The organism is Aliidiomarina sp. (genome assembly GCF_022565475.1).
GTDB lineage: Bacteria > Pseudomonadota > Gammaproteobacteria > Enterobacterales > Alteromonadaceae > Aliidiomarina.
In genome coordinates, this window is sequence record NZ_JAIUMR010000018.1 from 15,410 (window position 1) to 34,731 (window position 19,322).

Annotated in this window: 17 protein-coding genes and 1 tRNA gene; 10 read left to right on the forward strand and 8 right to left on the reverse strand. The window is 46.6% G+C overall.

The features are described 5' to 3' along the window. The first annotated feature begins 9 nt into the window (after positions 1 to 9). The gene (locus tag LAT77_RS11960; protein ID WP_290564799.1) at positions 10 to 1,038 is read left to right on the forward strand and encodes a quinone-dependent dihydroorotate dehydrogenase; all 1,029 of its coding nucleotides are present in this window, start codon (positions 10 to 12) and stop codon (positions 1,036 to 1,038) included. A 108-nt stretch (positions 1,039 to 1,146) separates the two neighbouring features. Then, entirely contained in the window at positions 1,147 to 1,692 is a 546-nt protein-coding gene (locus tag LAT77_RS11965; protein ID WP_290564800.1) for a cell division protein ZapC domain-containing protein, read from the forward strand. A gap of 11 nt (positions 1,693 to 1,703) precedes the next feature. Here LAT77_RS11965 and cls read toward each other — a convergent pair whose 3' ends face one another. Continuing rightward, positions 1,704 to 3,134, reverse strand: coding sequence for a cardiolipin synthase (gene cls, locus LAT77_RS11970; RefSeq protein ID WP_290564801.1), 1,431 nt, complete (start codon positions 3,132 to 3,134; stop codon positions 1,704 to 1,706). A 114-nt stretch (positions 3,135 to 3,248) separates the two neighbouring features. After that, a tRNA-Met gene (locus tag LAT77_RS11975) sits at positions 3,249 to 3,325 on the reverse strand. A gap of 207 nt (positions 3,326 to 3,532) precedes the next feature. Between LAT77_RS11975 and rlmKL the strand changes: the two genes are divergently transcribed. From rlmKL to rmf, 5 genes are all read left to right on the forward strand, one after another. Next, positions 3,533 to 5,692 carry a bifunctional 23S rRNA (guanine(2069)-N(7))-methyltransferase RlmK/23S rRNA (guanine(2445)-N(2))-methyltransferase RlmL gene (rlmKL, locus tag LAT77_RS11980; RefSeq protein WP_290564802.1) on the forward strand — a complete coding sequence of 720 codons (2,160 nt, stop codon included), beginning with the start codon at positions 3,533 to 3,535 and terminating at the stop codon, positions 5,690 to 5,692. Next, the gene (locus LAT77_RS11985; protein WP_290564803.1) at positions 5,685 to 5,924 is read left to right on the forward strand and encodes a glutaredoxin family protein; all 240 of its coding nucleotides are present in this window, start codon (positions 5,685 to 5,687) and stop codon (positions 5,922 to 5,924) included. Before rlmKL ends, LAT77_RS11985 begins: the two co-directional genes overlap by 8 nt. Continuing rightward, on the forward strand, positions 5,921 to 7,843 hold the full coding sequence (locus LAT77_RS11990) for an ATP-binding cassette domain-containing protein (RefSeq protein ID WP_290564804.1): 1,923 nt from the start codon (positions 5,921 to 5,923) through the stop codon (positions 7,841 to 7,843). Before LAT77_RS11985 ends, LAT77_RS11990 begins: the two co-directional genes overlap by 4 nt. After that, on the forward strand, positions 7,844 to 9,538 hold the full coding sequence (locus LAT77_RS11995) for a DUF3466 family protein (protein ID WP_290564805.1): 1,695 nt from the start codon (positions 7,844 to 7,846) through the stop codon (positions 9,536 to 9,538). Between the two features lie 335 nt (positions 9,539 to 9,873). Continuing rightward, positions 9,874 to 10,050: a ribosome modulation factor gene (gene rmf / locus LAT77_RS12000; RefSeq protein ID WP_290564806.1), complete on the forward strand. Its 177-nt coding sequence runs from the start codon at positions 9,874 to 9,876 to the stop codon at positions 10,048 to 10,050. Between the two features lie 76 nt (positions 10,051 to 10,126). On the opposite strand, the gene fabA is transcribed toward rmf, so the two are convergent. After that, the gene (gene fabA, locus LAT77_RS12005; protein WP_290564807.1) at positions 10,127 to 10,636 is read right to left on the reverse strand and encodes a 3-hydroxyacyl-[acyl-carrier-protein] dehydratase FabA; all 510 of its coding nucleotides are present in this window, start codon (positions 10,634 to 10,636) and stop codon (positions 10,127 to 10,129) included. Between the two features lie 102 nt (positions 10,637 to 10,738). Beyond that, on the reverse strand, positions 10,739 to 12,787 hold the full coding sequence (locus tag LAT77_RS12010) for an AAA family ATPase (protein ID WP_290564808.1): 2,049 nt from the start codon (positions 12,785 to 12,787) through the stop codon (positions 10,739 to 10,741). A gap of 160 nt (positions 12,788 to 12,947) precedes the next feature. Between LAT77_RS12010 and LAT77_RS12015 the strand changes: the two genes are divergently transcribed. Continuing rightward, positions 12,948 to 13,754 (forward strand): MipA/OmpV family protein, encoded by an 807-nt coding sequence (locus tag LAT77_RS12015; protein ID WP_290564809.1) that lies wholly within the window; start codon positions 12,948 to 12,950, stop codon positions 13,752 to 13,754. Between the two features lie 76 nt (positions 13,755 to 13,830). On the opposite strand, the gene LAT77_RS12020 is transcribed toward LAT77_RS12015, so the two are convergent. From LAT77_RS12020 to LAT77_RS12035, 4 genes are all read right to left on the reverse strand, one after another. Continuing rightward, positions 13,831 to 14,358: an outer membrane beta-barrel protein gene (locus LAT77_RS12020; RefSeq protein ID WP_290564810.1), complete on the reverse strand. Its 528-nt coding sequence runs from the start codon at positions 14,356 to 14,358 to the stop codon at positions 13,831 to 13,833. A gap of 388 nt (positions 14,359 to 14,746) precedes the next feature. Next, complete coding sequence (locus LAT77_RS12025; RefSeq protein WP_290564811.1) at positions 14,747 to 15,685, reverse strand: stomatin-like protein; 939 nt, start codon at positions 15,683 to 15,685, stop codon at positions 14,747 to 14,749. A gap of 62 nt (positions 15,686 to 15,747) precedes the next feature. After that, complete coding sequence (locus LAT77_RS12030; protein WP_290564812.1) at positions 15,748 to 16,197, reverse strand: NfeD family protein; 450 nt, start codon at positions 16,195 to 16,197, stop codon at positions 15,748 to 15,750. Then, positions 16,190 to 17,086 (reverse strand): MaoC/PaaZ C-terminal domain-containing protein, encoded by an 897-nt coding sequence (locus tag LAT77_RS12035; protein ID WP_290564813.1) that lies wholly within the window; start codon positions 17,084 to 17,086, stop codon positions 16,190 to 16,192. Before LAT77_RS12035 ends, LAT77_RS12030 begins: the two co-directional genes overlap by 8 nt. A 202-nt stretch (positions 17,087 to 17,288) precedes the next feature. Between LAT77_RS12035 and LAT77_RS12040 the strand changes: the two genes are divergently transcribed. Both LAT77_RS12040 and LAT77_RS12045 read left to right on the forward strand, forming a co-directional pair. Continuing rightward, positions 17,289 to 17,855 (forward strand): hypothetical protein, encoded by a 567-nt coding sequence (locus LAT77_RS12040; protein ID WP_290564814.1) that lies wholly within the window; start codon positions 17,289 to 17,291, stop codon positions 17,853 to 17,855. Between the two features lie 126 nt (positions 17,856 to 17,981). Continuing rightward, positions 17,982 to 19,313 carry an IS4 family transposase gene (locus LAT77_RS12045; protein ID WP_290564815.1) on the forward strand — a complete coding sequence of 444 codons (1,332 nt, stop codon included), beginning with the start codon at positions 17,982 to 17,984 and terminating at the stop codon, positions 19,311 to 19,313. Positions 19,314 to 19,322: the final 9 nt, after the last annotated feature.

The following is a 19,322-nucleotide window of genomic DNA, read 5'->3' on the forward strand; positions in this document are numbered from 1 at the left end:
TGATTTACATTGAACTTGTATCCAATTGTTCGCAAAGCCTTATTCAGCAAGGATGCTGAATGGTCACATGACTTTACGTTAAGGCAACTCAGTAAGCTTAATCATGGGCCTTTACGCTGTTTGATTGCGCAGAAGCTGCCTGAGAAACCGGTTGAACTGCTTGGGTTACGTTTTCCAAACCCAGTGGGACTGGCCGCAGGCCTTGATAAAGACGGTCATTGTATCAATGCGTTAGCGGCAATTGGGTTTGGTTTTATCGAAATCGGAACCGTGACACCGCGTGCGCAAAGCGGAAATCCGAAACCACGGATGTTCCGCTTGCCGGAGCAACAGGCGTTAATCAATCGTATGGGTTTTAACAACCAAGGCGTTGATGCGCTGGTGGAGCGAGTGCGTGCTGAACAGCAACGGCCCGATGGCTTCCGCGGTGTTATTGGGATTAATATCGGTAAAAACAAGGATACTGCCGAGGAAGACGGCCATCTTGATTATTTGTATTGTTTGGAACGCGTGTATGCGGTTGCCAGCTATATCAGCGTTAACATCTCGTCACCCAACACACCTGGTTTACGAGCATTTCAGCAAGGCGATTCACTGAGTCGGTTATTGAAATCGTTACGGCAGAAACAATTGGAACTCAGTGAAAGTACCGGCAAATATGTACCCATTTTAGTCAAAATTGCACCCGATATGACGCGTGAGCAAACACATAGCTTTGCCCATGCAATTCAAGCGTTCGAGTTAGACGGCGTCATCGCGACGAATACAACGCTAGACCGAGACGCAGTGCTTGGCTTAGCGCATGCCGAAGAAGCGGGGGGACTCAGTGGACAGCCATTAACAGACAAAAGTACTGAGGTGATCCGTTGGCTGCGCGAGGTTCTGCCGAGTGACTTTCCAATCATCGGTGCGGGTGGTATTGGATCGGTCGCACAGGCCCGCGAAAAGCTGGCAGCAGGTGCTCAATTAGTGCAGGTTTATACTGGGTTTATCTACCAAGGACCTAGTTTAGTAAAAGAACTTGTTGAAAACTTGTAAAAATAAGGGATTACCCCTATTATACTGCAAAATAATTACTGTTGTTTAATGGCATGATGCCGTTAGTTGTAGCCACAGTTGCACAAGCGTTCATTGGATTCGACAATTATGCAAAACTGGCAGTGGTCATTTCGCGACAATCAACAACTCGTCATTGAATTAGACCGAAATATTTTTCAACCCCTTCGTTTTAAGCGCTCACTCCTGCGTGACCGTTTGCCTGAGACTGTCTCGTTTTCAATGGATGACGCCAGTCAGTTCCAGCGTTTTTCTGATTATCTGGATACCTACAGTGCGTTTTCCGCCGCTGAACAGTTTGATTTTGCATTACATGCCTGTGCGTTGGTTCGCTTTGGTAAATTAATGTTACCGCAAAGCTGGTATTTCAAGTTTGGTGAATTTGATGACGTGCACCCATGGCCGACGTCGCATTTATTTTGCGCATTAGATTCGGGGCTTGAACAGGCTGACTTTTTGATTATTGAACAAGATGATCGTTGTTCATTGTGTATGTTGGTGGACGAACAGTTTTCATTAGATGGAATTCGGACCTTGCAGCGCTTTGATGTCGTTCGCGTTCTCAATGATCGTTTACAAGTGTCTTTACGTCATCCACTTCCTGTGGTTTACGACGCGACGCAACAGCGCGCGTAAGTCTTATCGACTCATAACAATGGACTGAGAAAGTACATGAATCGCTCTGCCATCCGACGATGGCGGCCGCGCGCTTGCCAGTCAGCCAGTTCAATAGGTTCGCTCGCTGACTGATAACGGGCGAGAAGTTCACACACTTGTTCGCAACAGTCCTTCTCGTAGAGCGCTAGTGACAATTCAAAGTTTAGCTGCAAACTCCGCATATCAAGGTTCATACTTCCGACCATGGCTAGCTCATCATCGACGGTGATCGCTTTCGTATGCAATAAGCCGTCTTTAAACAACATAATTCTCACCCCAGCCTTTAAGAGTCCTTCAAAATAAGACTGACTGGCTAATTTTGCGATTCTTGAATCGCTGTACTTAGGCAACAAAATAGTCACTTGCACTCCTCGTTTGGCAGCATGACGAAGTGCTGAATAAATACTGTCTGAGGGCACGAAGTAGGGGGTTGCTATGGTAATATTGCGATCAGCACGGTGAAGCACTGAGAGCATGATTTGATGCATGTATTCTTCGTCGTGCCCCGGGCCTGATGGGATGATCGATAAGCGTTGGCTGTTTGACTTCAATGGAAAGTTCAATTGTGGGAAGTTTCGTTGACCGGTCTCAATTTCCCAATCCCAAGAAAAAACTTTCGAGACACCAAATGCCGCTGGCCCACTAAAGCGAACCATCATGTCGATCCACGGACCATAACGTTTATTCGCATTAAAGAAACGAGGATCGGCCATATTCATAGAGCCGGTGTAACAAATTTGGTGGTCGATCAACAAAAGTTTACGGTGTAAGCGAATATCGGCACGACGGAAAATGTTTCGAAAAATTGTCACTGGCAGAGCGGGCAGAATTTTTATTCCAGCCTCGCGTAAACGACGCTCGTCGCGATGATATAAGAAAAAACGCCAACTGCCGGCATGGTCTATCAATATTTCGATATCAATACCGCGTTTAGCAGCGTCAATAAGCGCCTCAGTGATTTCTTGAACACGTCCAGCCGGCTCCCAGATATAAAACTCCATGCGGATATTTTGTTTTGCTGCGGCGATATCTTCGAGCCAAGCATCAAAGATCTGATCCGCATCGGCGAGCACGCAGAGATTTTCGTAACTTAGCGCACCAATGCCGTCACGCTGATGCATAATTTGAAAGATCGCTTGCGCCGCATGTTGCTTTGGCTCTGTAGTTTCGTGGCCCTGCAGGTGATCAATATAATTTTGAATAAAGGGTTTGCGTAAAGCAATCGCGCGCTCAAGACGTTTTTTTCCGAGCTGTATCTCACCGAAAAGGAGGTAAACGATGACACCAAAGACAGGAAAAACGACAACAATCAGAACCCACGCGAGTGAGGACGAAACGGAACGGCGTTTAAAGATAATGCGCAAAAATACGGTGGCGATAATAAGCCAATAGAAAACCACCAATAAGTCTGTCAGTTGCACCTTGCACCTATTGTTATGATGATTCTTATTGAAATATAGCGAGACGCGTATTGAAAAGCAATAAATCGATGATTTACTGAAACTTTATAAAGGAGATAAACCAAGACAGGAAATTGGTTGCGGGGGCAGGATTTGAACCTACGACCTTCGGGTTATGAGCCCGACGAGCTACCAGACTGCTCCACCCCGCGTCCGATTAGGGGCGTATCTTAACAGTGTGGAGCTTGATTGCAAGTGGGAAAGTTAAATAAATAAGTGTTTAGTGACTAAGTGCGCAAATAAGCAGCAAAACCAAGGGTTTTGTTGGGTTTTTATGCATCGCACAGCGCCCATTCACAGACAGCAGTTTGTGATTGCGTTATACTTCATCTCTATTTTAAGTAACTAGCGAAGCATCAATGCAAGAGTTTGAATATTTTGTTCCCTGTGGTCGTGGCCTTGAGGAACTTTTAGTACAAGAAGTCACTGAATTAGGTGGCGCAGACGTAAAAGCCACGAACTCGGGTGTTCACTGCCGTGGTGATTTACGTTTAGGCTATGTCCTTTGTTTGTGGAGTCGTTTAGGCAGCCGAGTGCTGCTCAAGCTCTGCGCGGGCGAAGTGCATGATCGCTTTGCATTAGAGAAACTGGCGGGCAGCTATGCGTGGCCGGATATTTTCAACGAGCGGAATACGTTTTCTGTACGTTTTAACGGCACTAGTGAAACCTTAAAGAACACTCAATTTTCCGCGCAAGTCGTGAAAGACGGTGTTGTCGATGCCTTTCGTCGTCATGGCTTGCGTCGCCCCGATGTTGCTGTGCAACGACCAGAAATTAATATTCAGGGCTATCTGCACAAAGGTGAAGCAACACTCTATCTTGATTTAGCTGGTTCTGGCCTGCATGAACGCGGATATCGGCAAGCAAAGGGTGCCGCGCCGATTCGTGAAACGCTGGCAGCCGCTTTAATTCATCGTGCAGGCTTAACGCAGTCGTTTACCCAGAACAGCAGTCAGTGGCCAGCTTTGGTCGCCGATCCGACCTGTGGCTCCGGCACGCTCTTAATTGAAGCGGCGATGCTCGCAACCGATCGTGCACCTGGTTTAGGGCGAACAGAGTGGGGCTTTAACGCATGGCGTGCACACAAAGCTTCTGTTTGGAATGAAGTTAAAGCAGAAGCACAACAGCGTTTTGACATAGCTGTGGCTGCTTGCACGACTAAGTTTCATGGCGTTGATGACGATCCAACCGTGGTCGCAGCAGCGCAGCAAAATCTGCGGAGTTTAGGTTTTGAACAACTGATTAAAATTGAATGTGGCTCAGCAACGGATGAGTGGGTATTAAAACGCTACCGCCACGCGACCAGCGGCTTAATGTTAGCGAACCCACCTTACGGTGAACGTTTAGGTAGTACCTTTAGTGCTTGGCGTTTTTATCGCGACTTTGGTAAGCATTTACGCAAAGGCATTCCGGGTTGGCGAGCAGCAATTTTGGCAGCTGACGAATCGATGATCAAAGCCATGCGTATTCGTACTGAGAAAAAGTACAAGTTGAATAACGGTGGTATTCAAGTTCTTCTCGCGATTCTGCAACTTTCCGATGAGCAGCAAGAATTTGCTCGTCCGGAACTGGAGTCGTTACAAAATCGCCTGCAAAAGAATTGGCAACAACGGCAGCAGTGGGCGAATAAGGAAGGCATTAATTGTTTCCGGGTGTATGACGCCGATATTCCTGAGTTTAACGCAGCGATCGACTACTACGATGGCCATTTAATTATCCAAGAATATGCCGCTCCAACCAATATTCCTGAGCACGTCACCGAAAAACGTTGGTGGCAGATTATTGAGGCTGTACTGGATAGCTTACCGATTGATGCGAACAACATCCATACGCGACAGCGCAAGCGCCAGAAAGGCGAAGCACAGTACACTCGTGTTGCTGAAGAAGGCGTGGTGATTGAAGTTCAGGAGTATAATGCACGTTTTTTGGTGAATTTAACGGATTACCTCGACACTGGCTTATTTCTTGACCACCGTTGGGTTCGGCATGAGATTCAAAAACGCGCGCAGGGTAAACGTGTTTTGAATCTGTTTGCTTACACCGGAACAGCGTCAGTTCATGCAGGCTTGGGTGGTGCAGAGCAGATTACCACAGTTGATTTATCAAAAACCTATTTGAACTGGGCAAAGGATAACTTCCGCCTTAATCATTTAACGATTAATCGGCATGAATTTGTTCAGACTGATTGCTTAAAGTGGTTAAGTGAACAAAGTCAGGCTGAAAACACACCGCAATGGGACCTTATTTTTATTGACCCACCAACGTTTTCAAATTCAAAACGCATGGCCGATGTCTTTGATGTCCAGCGCGATCACGTTGCAATTCTAAGGGACGCCAAAAAGCTTTTAGCGCCCGGTGGCGAACTTATTTTTACCACCAATAAACGAGGCTTTAAAATCGCCCAAGCTGAGCTAGAGGCCATAGGATTTGCATTAAAAGATCAAACTCGAGCGAGTATTCCGCCGGACTTCGCTAAACAACGGGCCATTCACTATTGCTGGTATTTAACCCATGCGTAGCTTTTTTTTATTAACGAAACCGCATTGTCCGTTGTGTACGCAAGCGATCCAATTGATTCATCAATCGCCCTTAGCAGAGCCTATTGAGCTGGGCGTTGTCGATATTAGCGATGAGCCAGAACTGATTGAAGAGTACGCGACGCTGGTTCCGGTGTTAATCCGTGGACGTGATGATGCCGAGATGAAGTGGCCGTTTGATCCTGCACAATTATTGGAATTTCTTGAATCATGAGTGTTGTTTTACGCTTAGCCAATGCCCGCTTAGCCTTCGGCACTGCACCTGTCCTCGATGGTACAGAGTTTATTGTCGAACAGGGCGAGAGGGTCTGTATTACCGGTCGTAATGGCGCCGGTAAATCAAGTTTATTGAAAGTTCTGAATGGTGATATTCATCTCGACGAAGGCGAACTGCATTACGTGGGTAATACCCGTGTCGCGATGCTGCCACAAGATCCGCCGCCACGGACTCAGGGGTCAGTGTTTCAGTATGTTGTTGGAGCATTTGCCAATGTCGGTGCGTTACTGGAACGCTATCAAGCGTTAACACTTGCAATTGGTGAAGAGCCGGGGAATGAAAAATTATTCGACGAGCTGATGCAAGTGCAAACAAAAATTGAAGCAGTTGAAGGCTGGCAGCTGCAAACCCAGGTTGAGCAGGTGCTGAGTCGGTTGAAGCTCGATGGTCAAACACCGATGGCAAATTTATCCGGTGGATGGTTGCGGCGGGCAGCACTTGCCAAAGCATTAGCAACGAATCCAGAGATATTGTTGCTTGACGAGCCGACCAACCACCTCGATGTTGATGCTGTGGCTTGGTTAGAAAACATGCTCCTCGACTTCAATGGTGCCATTGTCTTTATAAGTCATGATCGGGCGTTTATTCGTCGTTTGGCAACACGGATTGTCGATTTAGACCGTGGCGCACTGACGAGTTTTCTCGGTGACTATGCGGCATTTCTTGAAGAGAAGCAGCGCTTAATCGAAGTGGAGGCGGCGCAAAACGCCGAATTCGATAAGAAATTGGCACAAGAAGAAGTTTGGATTCGCCAAGGCGTCAAGGCTCGCAGAACACGTAACGAAGGCCGAGTGCGCGCGCTAAAAGAATTGCGACAGCAGCGGGCGCAGCGGCGACAAGTACAAGGACAGGTCAAGTTCGATAGCACAACAAGTGAGCGTTCCGGTAAAATTGTGTTTGAAGCGCAAGACTTATGTTTGGGCTACACAGAAACCCCATTAATTAAAGGGCTGACTGTGACGATTCAGCGCGGTGACAAAATTGCCTTAGTCGGACCAAACGGATGCGGGAAAAGTAGCTTCATTCGTTGTGTGCTTGGTGAACTAACGCCGCAAAGCGGTATTGTCAAATTAGGTACAAATTTACAGGTTGCTTACTTTGACCAACACCGTCAGCAAATCGATGAGTCGCTGAGTGTGGCGGATAATGTTGCCGAGGGTAAGAAGGAAGTGACTCACCGGGGCCGCACCCGGCATATTTTTAGTTACTTACAAGACTTTTTGTTCTCGCCACAACAAGCACAAATGCCGGTCAAAGCCTTGTCTGGCGGTGAAAAAAACCGCGTTATGTTAGCGAAAATTCTGTTGCGTGAGAGCAACCTGCTCATTCTCGATGAGCCGACCAATGATCTTGATATTGATACACTCGAATTGTTAGAGCAGGTCGTCGTTGATTACCCCGGAACAGTGTTTCTGGTCAGCCATGACCGTGAATTTATTGATAACACAGCGACGTCCGTACTGTTGTTTGAGGGGCAGGGTAAAGTCACCGAAATTATTGGTGGTTTTACAGAGGTCGCTCACTATCAACAAGCGCAGATTAATTCTCTGTTAGAAAAAGGCAATTCGCATGGAACTAAATCTTCACCGATTGACTCAGAGAAGCAATCCCCTTTAGCTAAAGGGACGAACAAGTTATCATACAAGCTGAAACGCGAATTAGAGCTTCTGCCGAGTCAAATTGATGCATTAGAAGCCGAACAAGAAAAATTACAACAACAAATCAATGATCCGGAATTTTTCCGCCAACCAGTCGAGCAGACTGAGTCAGCTACCATTCGCCTTGCAGAGGTTGAAGTACTACTTATGGAAGCACTGGAACGTTGGGACTATTTAGAAAACTTACAAGGTAATTAAATGCGCAGAACTAAGTTATCTCTCGCCATTGCAGCATTCGCAGCGACCTCAATGAGTGTCGCCTACGCTGATACCGGGTATCGAGTGACCGATATCGGCAGTCTTGAAGGGAGTATTCATACTTCGCCCCGTGACATCAATAATCAAGGTCACATTATTGGACAGCTCTCCGATCTACGGTCGCAGAATGTTCGATACGATCTATTGGATCCGGAAGTCTTTTCTTTTCTTGGCGAAGATGTCGACCTCAACGATTTAAGTGATACCGATAAACTTCGCGTCCGCAATGCGTTGATTAATGGCACATCGATTGGCAATAATCCACGTTTCCAGAAGCTTGCGATCGTTCTCGGTTATCAATTCCAAGGTTCAAATCTGTTTGAACTCGATGGGTTTGAGTCTTTAGATGAAGAGACGGGTCAACGCAGCGACAGTGTCGACTTTCGCGCACGCGCCATCAACGACCATGGGATTGTCGTTGGCCAATCTGCCTTGCCTTTCTATTGGCTGGAGGGGACAGATTTACAAGGTGAAGAGGCGCGTTTTCACGTTCGTGACGGATTTCCGGTTGCGGCCTGGACAGATGGCAACGAATATAAGCTATTAGGTACAGATGAGGCAAAAATCCTCGGCGGTGTCTCAAGCTTTATTGATATCAATAATAACCACTTGGCCGTAGGCTTTGGAACCTTTATTGATGGCTTCCGTCTTGAGGAAATTTATGATGACTGCACCACCGATGTCGATGAAGATGGTGAGGCAATTGACTTAGAGCCGCTGCAAGCCTGTCTCTATCGGTTTTGGTATAACAGCAGTGGTCGTGCCGGTGTTGTCACACCCATTACTGAAGAGCGAGCATTCGCTTGGCAATTGACCGCCCAAGGCGATGTCGTCTCGTCACGCTCTTTTGGAGTCACGTTTGATTCCGAGGAAGATGCGGAAGATCCATGGCAAACGGTACGCTATCGGAGTGTGGCCAATGCAGTGAATAATCATGGTGTTATCGTCGGCACGTCGACACGGCAATTAGTTCAAGGTGCTTTCAATCGGGCGACGATTTTTACCGATGAAGGAGCGATTGAAGCGTTTGAAGCCGATAGCCCATATCGTGATGTGAGCTCGTTTACGGCAATCAACGATTCTAACATTGCGGTTGGAGCCGCGACCGTATTCGCTTTCGGCGCACAACGTCAGCGCCTGTTCTATATGGACGTCACCAACGGTCCGAGTGAAGCGATATTCCCGACTGGTTTGTATTCAGATGTTGCTTGGGCTCCTCGAGCAATTAACAACCATGGTTTAGTCGTCGGTACGACTGAACTCCGGGGTGTACAAGGCATTCAGCGGCGTAGCGTCGGCTTTTTATACGACATGAATACCGACACAACTTATGATTTAAACTCGTTCTTGCCATGTAATAGTGAGTACGTGATCAACGAAGGCGTGGCGATTAATGATCAAGGTGAGATTATCGCTTCTGCAGTGCGTATGATGGACGTTGAAGTCGACGGTGAGATGGTCGAAACAGCACGAGTCCGTACTTTATTACTAACGCCGGACTCGAGTCAAACTGGCTGCCAAGAGGAAATTGACGATCAGACGCAACGTAAAGGTGCGTCAATTACGCCGTTTTGGTTAGGCGTGTTTGGATTATTCTCCCTTATAGCCATACGCCGCAAAAAGAACGCCGCTTAGGTGTTTTTGGTCTAACCTAAAATTCAGCGGAACCTCAACAGCTTATTGAAAAAGTATGCTGAGGTTCCGTTTTTAGTATTGAACTTTCCTGCCTTAATCACTATCCATATAGATACGGAACAGAAAAAACGTTAACCGTACTACGCAAGAAACACACATAAAAATCCACGCATTATAAAAAGGAGTTGTGACCATCATTTCTATTCCAGCTCGGCTCCACATCAGTAAAGCTGGAGTCCACTGGATTGTCGATATTGTTGTCAATCAGAGTTGCTGAATAATCAGCCAAGGCATAGACGACAATCAGTAAAACGAAAACAGAGAGGAAAGTGATAATGAGAAGACAAAAACGTGACCGGATGGAACGTGCGCATTCTCAAGGTTTCAAAGCAGGGGTATCAGGCCGCTCAAAAGAAACTTGTCCTTATCAAAATGGTGACGTTCGCTCGCAGTGGCTTGGAGGTTGGCGTGATGCCATAGAAGCCCGCACCGAAGGTCTGTTCCGATTATAATTCGTTAACCGGTTACAGTAGTGGAAAGCCCCCTAAAAAAGGGGGCTTTATCGTTGTTAGCATTAAATATTTATAACTAGAAACCTGACGTATCGGTAAATAGACCAACTTTAAGATCTTTCGCCTCATAGATGGTGCGACCATCGACTTCTACATAACCGTCGCCAATTCCCATGAACAAACGGCGTTTCACCACACGCTTCATATGAATTTTATACGTCACTTTTTTTGCGGTAGGTAGAATCTGTCCAGTAAACTTAACTTCACCAACCCCAAGAGCACGACCACGGCCCGGTCCTCCAGAGCAGGCTAAGAAGAAGCCGAGTGTTTGCCATAAGGCATCAAGGCCAAGACAACCAGGCATTACTGGGTCCCCGGGGAAATGGCATGCAAAAAACCAGAGGTCAGGGTGAATGTCGAGCTCCGCTTCAATATAGCCAAGGCCGTGGTCACCGCCGTCGTCATTCATGATGGTAATGCGGTCCATCATCAACATATTCGGGGCAGGAAGCTGACTATTGCCAGGACCAAACATTTCGCCTCGGCTGCAGGCGAGAAGCTCTTCACGAGTAAAACTAGATTGCATAAATGGGCACCTGATTATCCTGAGTAACTCAGGAGTCTTAATTGAAATAAAAATCTGGTGCCAAGATTAGCGAACAGGTGTACGCTAAACAAGTCCGAACAGTTAGTTTTCTGCCGAATTCTCTTGTTTAGCCGTCCCAAATAGGCGTTTCCACCATGGTTCTGGCGTCCCTTGCTGTGAGGCTAAAGCGGTTTGCAGTCGCCGATAAATACGTCCAAAGATGGTATGCTCGTCTAAATTCAATGCTTCACCACACGGCGTCTGTAATAACAACTCAAAAGCTTGGGTGGCATGATTGACCGCATAGATGGAAAACTGTTTAGCCAAGACAGCAGCGCGAACTTCTGGACTTAAATGAATGTTCATAACGTTTGACTGCGGCACAATTACACCATGTTTGCCATTCAAACCGCGCCGCTGACAAATTTCAAAGTAACCTTGGATTTTCTGATTAATGCCGCCTATCGCTTGGACATTACCAAACTGATCGATGGCTCCTGTCACGGCGATTGACTGTTGAATCGGCGTTTCGCTTAACGCCGACACCAAGCAACACAATTCCGCCAGTGATGCACTGTCACCATCAACTTCGTGATAAGACTGTTCAAACACAAGAGTCGCGGACAATGGCATCGGCTCTTGCCGAGCAAATAAGTTGGCCAAATAAGCACTTAAAATCATAATGCCTTTGGTGTGTATGGCACCACTCAGCTCAGCTTTACGTTCAATATCGATAATATCACCATCACCGTAATGTATGGTGGTGGTAATTCGAGACGGTTCCCCAAACTCGACTCCGCCCATATGAACGACGGTGAGGCCGTTAATTTGACCGATCACTTCACCGTCGGTATCAATTTTGATTTGTTGTTCAAGAATGGATTGCCAATTTAATTCCGCAAGAAGTCGATCCCGATGTTCGCTTTCTCGTTCAGCTTCACGCAAGTGCTCGGCAGTAATGGTTGGTTCACCAGCCAGTGCAGCGAGCACTTCCGCTTCCTCCAATAATTGAATGAGCATCACGGCATCGAGACTCAGCTCGTGCTGATGTTCCGTATAGCGGGAGGACGTTGCTAACAACTCTAGTACTGCGTCATCGCTTAACGGCCGACAGCGTGCGCGGTTCTGCACATACGCCAGAAAATCGTAATAGGGTTCGACGGCAAACTTTTGTGTCGGGTAGTAGCTGGTAAGCTCGGCAAAGTAGGGGAACAGGTTAGAAAATTCGCCATCGAGGTCTTTGAGCTGACTATATAGCTCACGACCACCGACTAAGATAACTTTTAAATTAATGGGAACAGGATCGGGCTCGTAGTGTATCGCGGTTTGTTGCGACGTTGGCTGCGCCCATTCAAAACGACCGGTGCGAAGAACGTGTTTTAGTTGGTTCCAAAGCTCAGGTTGCGTTAAAAGTTGTAATGCATTGATCGCCAAGGTTCCTCCGTTTGCTTTTAATACCGCACCAGGCTTAATTAAATGCAACTCGGCGCTAATCGTTCCTTCCACGCTTTGCAGGCGAATATCGCCAAATAAACTAGCTTGGGAAACACGATCGCAATAATACCAAGGCTTGCTCTCGGTGTGAGAAACGATCACTGTGGCTAACTCGCTACCTGGAATGTCGTCGAAGGAGAGGTCTTTAACACGTTCTAGGTAGTGCCGAAATTCTGCAGAACTGTATTTATCGATCAACTCTTCATAAATGGATTGCCGTTGCTCTGCCGGTTGCTCGAGCAGTTGCCACAAGTCTGTTAAGGCTTCTTCTGCTTTACCCGCGGGTAAGCTGACACAAATGGGTGCCCGATCATCAACAGGATTCGCTAAATACACCCAGTCGCGAAAGTTCTTGCCGTTCCACTGTTGTTCCAAACTCATACTTTCGAGAATATCTTCAACGAGCACGCCTGAGGGCGTGGCCATATAGATGTGTGATAAGTTCGAACGGATTAACTGTGCGCGCTCAATAGCGGTGGCTGCGCGTTGCTGCCCAACCAAGGGATCAGGCTTTGATGTCAGCGGACGAGCGGTAAACCAAGGCTCAACATTCGCCTGCAAATGTTCAACGCGTAAACGCAATGCCTCGCGAGTCAGTTCAAGATTGTGATTTAATTCGTGCTGCAACTCGGTTGCTTGCGTACTTAGTTTAGACATTCAGAATTCCAATAATGGGGGCGCTCATGTTGGTCAAACCATAACTTTTAAACCAAGCGCCGAACTATCGCGTATGATACGTCAATCAGCGAGTCGGGTGAAGCTTCTCTATTTATTGACTTTCAAGTAGAGTAACCCGGTAACTAGGGAGACAGTATTTATGGCATGTGCTTGCACAAGCAATTATCGGACGATCTTGCGTTCGTTATTTTTATGCTCTGGATTATTCGCAATCCAGTCTGCACAAGCGCAAGACGAGGACAGTGCGCCGCTAATGATTCCGCAGGGGTGGAGTGGTGGAGCTGCGTATGTGTCATCCAAGCAAAATTATCGCGGATTAAAGTCGGACTCGATTGCTGTGCCGTTTATTGGTTATGAAAGCGAACGAGTTTATCTGCGTGGTTTAACCGCGGGTTGGATAGCGCACCGAAGTCGCCAGCAACAGATTGCAGTGACTTTAAATGCTGAGCTTTTTCGCTTTCGTCCGCAGGAAACAAATGATGCGCAGATGCAACAACTGGATCGGCGCAATTTGAGCTTTACGCTTGGTCTGCAGCACCGTTATGCGACTCGCCACGGTAGTTTTACTACCCATGTTAAAACCGATGTGACAAGTCGACATACCGGGCAACTCGCGACTTTTCGGTATGCGTATCCATTGAATCGGCCGGGACAAGCATGGCAGTTATCGCCAGAGATTGGCTTCAACTATTTCTCCCAGAATTACGTCGACTATTATTACGGCGTCAGTGCCGAAGAATCCATGCGATCTGGGTTAGCTGCTTACAGGCCCAGTAGTGCAATCAATCCGGTGATAGGATTAAGCGGTTATCGTTATTTCACGCCGCGCCTGAGCGGTGTTGCCAGTTATTCGCTCGCTCGGAACGACAGCGAGATTAGTCGCAGTCCAATGGTTAAAGGGCGCTCAACCCGCGCGTTATTTTTCGGTTTTAGTTACCGTTTTTAATTCTTGATTACAGGACTAAAAAAGCTCGTACTGAGATTCAATACGAGCTTTTTGGTGTTCGCAGTCTAAGTTTTGCTTAGAAACGGTAGCTCACACCAAGCTTAAATTCGTTCTTAACACTGTCCGTGTTTAAGCTGTAACTTCCCTGTACCGACAAATTTTGATTTAGATGGTACATAAGGCCACTGCGAAAACGCCAGAATCCATCACCAGCAGTATCATGATTCAATTCAAAAATACTGTGAATGTTGCTGTCCAGTGGATGAGTAATACCCGCACCAAAATACACACCATCAAATGAATTCGAATAATCGGAATAGCCTAAGCTTAAAAATAAAGGTGCAGTGCCTAAATCAACGCCGGTAAGGAAGCGACCACCAATACGAAGACTGGTATCATAGGTGTCACCGATTTCAGCATTGAGAACGAATTGCTCGTTGATCTGAGCTGCACCTTCAATGAAAAACCCAGTATCGCCGAAATCGTAAAAACCAGCTCCGATATAGTTGTGCCAAGGTGAGTCAGATGCTGAAGCAGTTCCTAAAGCTAGTGCGCCGACGACTGCTGAACCAATGACTAACGACTTTACTGATTTATTTCTCATACTATTTTCCTTTTATTGAGGTAAACGACGTTACCAGAATCACCAAAAGCTTAGCTGCACCCGAGCTCAGACTCAAACGAATGCACGTAAAAACATGGTAAACCTAGGGAACTTCGCTCGTTATTCTTCTCGTACAGAATAACATATATATGCGTATAATGTATATTATGTTAAATTATATATTTATCGCGATATACTGAATTTACTTATCCAACTGAGCCGATCTCTACTCTCTACTCTTCAAACAATATATTCTTGGTGTTTTCGTGACAAACGCTGCACCGATGTCGAATCGCGCCAAGAAAAAAGCCTCGAGTTTTAACCCCAAGGCTCTATTCAGTTTTGTCGATACGTCGTAAAACACGTCTGTGAACGCTCGTACCTATTGCTACGAGCGCGACTGGGTTTGTTTCAGTACTTCGGTAATCCCTGCAACTGCACCACCGATGTTTGCGAGCTCTGCTGGAATAATCATTGTATTGTTGGTTTTCGCAAGATTACCAAACTCTTTCACGTATTGTTCAGCAACGCGCAAATTCACGGCATCTTTACCACCAGGCTCACTGATGGCGTTGGCAATTTTACGTAAGCCTTCGGCTGTAGCTTCAGCAATCAACTCAATTTCACGAGCACGACCTTCTGCTTCATTGATTTGTTTCTGCTTCTCAGCTTCTGACAAGTTAATGACTTCTTGACGGTTACCTTCAGAAACGTTGATCATCGCTTGCCGTTCACCTTCAGACTTCGCAATCGCAGCGCGCCGTTCACGCTCTGCACGCATTTGTTGTTCAAGCGCGTCTTTAATGGATGCCGGGAGCTCGATATCTGAGATTTCGTAGCGTAATACCTTAATTCCCCATGGCGACGCTGCTTCGTCGAGCGCTTTTACAACTTCTTCGTTAATTGCGGCACGCTCTTCAAAGGTTTTGTCTAGGTCCGTTTGCCCAATGACCGAACGCATTGTGGTTTGTGCAAGTTGCGACGCTGCATAGCGATAATCGTTGATGCCGTAACTGGCCTTATAGGCGTCAATGACCTGAATGTACAGAACACCATTAATGCCGACCTGAATGTTGTCCTTGGTCACGCACGCTTGGCGATCGACGTCGATGACTTCTTCTTTTAAGGTCTGGATATAGGCAACTTTATCGATAAATGGAATCAGGATATGAAAGCCGGAATCGAGTGTGCGACTATATTTACCTAAACGTTCAATAACAAAATTCGAACGTTGAGGGACGATGCGAGCGGTTTTGATGATGACAATGATCACTGCCAAAGCAAAACCAAACGCAAGAACCGTACTGATATCTAAATTGGTGTCCATTACTTCTTCCTTAATTTTTTATTATGACAATATAATTAAAAATCAACTCAATGTGGTGCAAGTTATTGAGTTGGCTTTATTTTTGATACTTTAAGTTGTATTCCTTCATTACGAACAACCCAGGCTACATCACCTTTTTGGAGGCTGTCGTCGCTGTACGCATCCCATTGGACGCCGTTGAGTATCACGCGCCCGGCACCTTGATTAAAGTCGGTATGAACAGTAACTCGCTCGCCAAGGTCTTTTTGAAACACCATGCCGTGCTCACCTTCATCAGCGGTAAAGCCGCGGAACCAGCGCTTGAACTTGCCTCGAGCAGTAAGCAGCATCAACAGGCTGACAGAACCGAAAACGAGATATTGCGCAGTTGACGATTCAATCCACCCCAGCTGTAACAAAATTCCAGTGATGATTGCGCCAATTCCAAGGAATACAGCGACAATACTGGTCGCCAACAACTCGCTTATGATGAGAACAACACCAATAATGATCCAAATTAATGCACTACTCATGTTCATTACCTTCTGAAGATAGAGAAGCGTCAGTCACTTCCCCGAGATTAAAGTGCCCGTCTAGGAAAGCCTTCGCAGCTTTCGCGTCAGTCACACAAAAACTGCCACTGCCGGCATAATAAAAATGCGCTTCTGCGGGCAAAATGAGTGGTCGCCGAAAAATTACATCCATCATAGTGACCGGTTTTTTTGCTAGTGATTCGATTTTTGCTTGCGCTCGACCAACCGAATACATGCCATGAATGATCGGTCGACTAAAACCAAACCAACGGGATAACCAAGGATGAAGGTGTATAGGGTTATAGTCGCCCGATAAATTGGCGTATTGGCGCCCTCTTTCACTGCTAAGTTGCCATAAGCCGGTGTCTTCAAAGCCAGACAAATCTGGAGCAGGCATGCTGCGATGGCGCCCCCGTTTGGGTGGTTCACCACCGCCAACTTGATAGGTTGAGATACATTCCACGATCAACTCATTGTGTTGCCAGAATTCGACCCGGTAGATTGGCCGCACACGCTTCTTCGTTGCCGCACGTTCTGGCATTTCAATAATGACTTCAAGGCGAAAACCTGACGCCGGCGCAACGGCTTGGAATTGCGTCATTTTGTTGGCGACATGGACCATACCAAGAATCGGCCATGGAAAACTCGGGTCGAGCATGGCTGCTAAATGAGCCCGTTGTGCAGCAAGATAAAAATAAGTTAGGGGAATCTCGCTGACGAAGCCGGGAAACATCGCCCGATATTTTTCGATGTGCGCACGGTCGAAGGCTCCGAGCTGAAATGTAAACTGGAGATCTTTCGGTTCTTCGTTTAACGCTTTTTTGCGGCTGACCATGGTCGGCACTGCACGTAACAACATCCCTGGAAGTGCGGGTAACTGCTCTGCCATAACTGCCCATTGCCCCTAGATACACTATGTAGCGTCTACCTTGCTACTGGATTGAAGAAATTACTGAACGTTAGCTAGCATAGCAAATTTGTTTAAGTCAGGTGTAACGAAATCGTTAAAAAACATTTCAGCGCGCGGCTTTCCTTTCTGCGTTCAGATTTGCTAAGGTTTTACGACATTAAATATAAAAATAGGTAAGATTATGACTGTGATCGCGGCTTTAGTCCTGAGTTCGACCGTTTCTATTCCAACCCACGACGCTTTTTTCGATAATATTCGCCAGTATTGCGGACAGGCTTTTGAAGGAACTGTGGTTGAAGATAACTTCAAAGGTGTTGAAACCTTCACCGAAAACCGTCTCGTTATGCATGTTCGTGAATGTAGCGATAACGAGTTACGCATTCCGTTTCATATTGGCGACAACCATAGCCGAACCTGGATATTAACGAAAACTGGGTCTGGAATTTCGCTGAAGCACGATCATCGCCAGCCGGACGGTAGTGATGATGATGGAACTATGTATGGTGGCCATACCGTTGATGCTGGCTGGGAGTTTGCGCAGTCATTCCCTGCTGATCAGTATTCAAAAGAAGACTTTATCCGCCGTAAAATTCCTCAGTCGATTTGGAATACTTGGCATATGTATATTTATCCAGGCGAATTTTTTAGCTACCGATTAACCCGCGAAGGCCGTGAGTTAAGAGTTGATTTCGACCTTAGTAATCCAGTCGAGTTGCCGCCAACACCTTGGGGCTACGAAGACCAATAGAAACGATTAAAAAAAGGGGCACTCGTCAGTGTAATGCCGATCAGTTAAGAAATTTTCGCGATCGGTTGACCGATCCTTAGAAGGGTTCAAAATCCGTAATTAGGTTCTCTAATTGCGGATTTTTTTATGCGTTTTGAAAGTGAATTGGCAGTAGCGTTTAACTCTTGCGGCACGTTCCATACCTTTGAAAAGTATGCAGAGCTTCTCTCTCCAGAACTTATACAGCAAGGCTTTGAACAAGCGGGTGTCGCCACCATACGCAAAAGAAGGTTACCCCTAGAAGCGGTACTTTGGTCAATCATTGGCATGTCGTTATATCGGCAAAAATCTGTCTGGGATATTGCAACACAGATGGATATTATGCTGCCAGATAAAAAGCCATTGGTGGCACCGAGCGCTCTGGTCCAGGCTAGGCAGCGATTGGGTGAAGATGCCGTTCGCGAAGTGTTCCGCGTAATGGCAAAACATAGCTACGAATCGGCCCAATTTGAAACATGGGCAGGGCTAAACCTGCTTGCCGTTGATGGTGTTGTGTGGCGAACGGCGGACACACGGGAAAATCACGAGGTATTTGAAACACAGAGTAATCAATTTAAAGAAGGCACCTATCCTCAAGTTCGTATGGTCTGTCATATGGAAATAACGAGCCACCAACTCCTCAATAGCGCCTTCGCAGGCTACCGCACCAATGAGATGAAGCTAGCGGAAGAGTTAATAGAAACGACGCCAGACCATTCATTAACTATCTTCGATAAGGGATATTATTCATTAGGTTTGCTCAATCGCTGGCATCAGGCAGGCGAGCAACGGCATTGGATGCTCCCCGCTAAAAAAGACTTACAGTTCGATGTTATCCGCAGTTTCAATAAGAACGACCAGCACATACGCTTAACCAGTACACCTCAGGCCCGCAAGAACTTTAGTGACCTTCCCGAGTATATCGATGCTAGGTTAGTCACTAAAACTATTAACGGAAAAACCTACCGTATCCTGTCATCTATGGTTGACCCAATGCGCTTTCCTAGAGATGAGATGGTTGATTTATATCGATATCGTTGGGAAATTGAATTGGGATATCGTGAAATGAAACAGACATTACTCAATAGTGAGCACACGCTGAGAAGTAAGCGGCCGGATATGATTCGACAAGAGTTATGGGGATTACTGTTGTGCTACAACTTAATTAGGCAGGGCATGACCGCCGCGGCAAGACGATTGGATAGCGTATGGCCAAACCAGCTGAGCTTCACGAGTTGTTCAATGGCGATAACACACTTCTTTGTCACGGTATCGTTAAGTAGTCCGGGGAATATTCCAAAACAGTACGAAGCACTGCTAACGCAGATGGGGTACTTTAAACTACCGGAACGCCGCGAGGATAGATGTTATCCGAGGTGGGTGAAGCCGAAAACAAGGAAATACCCCCTTAAAAGAAAAAATGCCAGTCAGCTTAACTGACTGGCATTA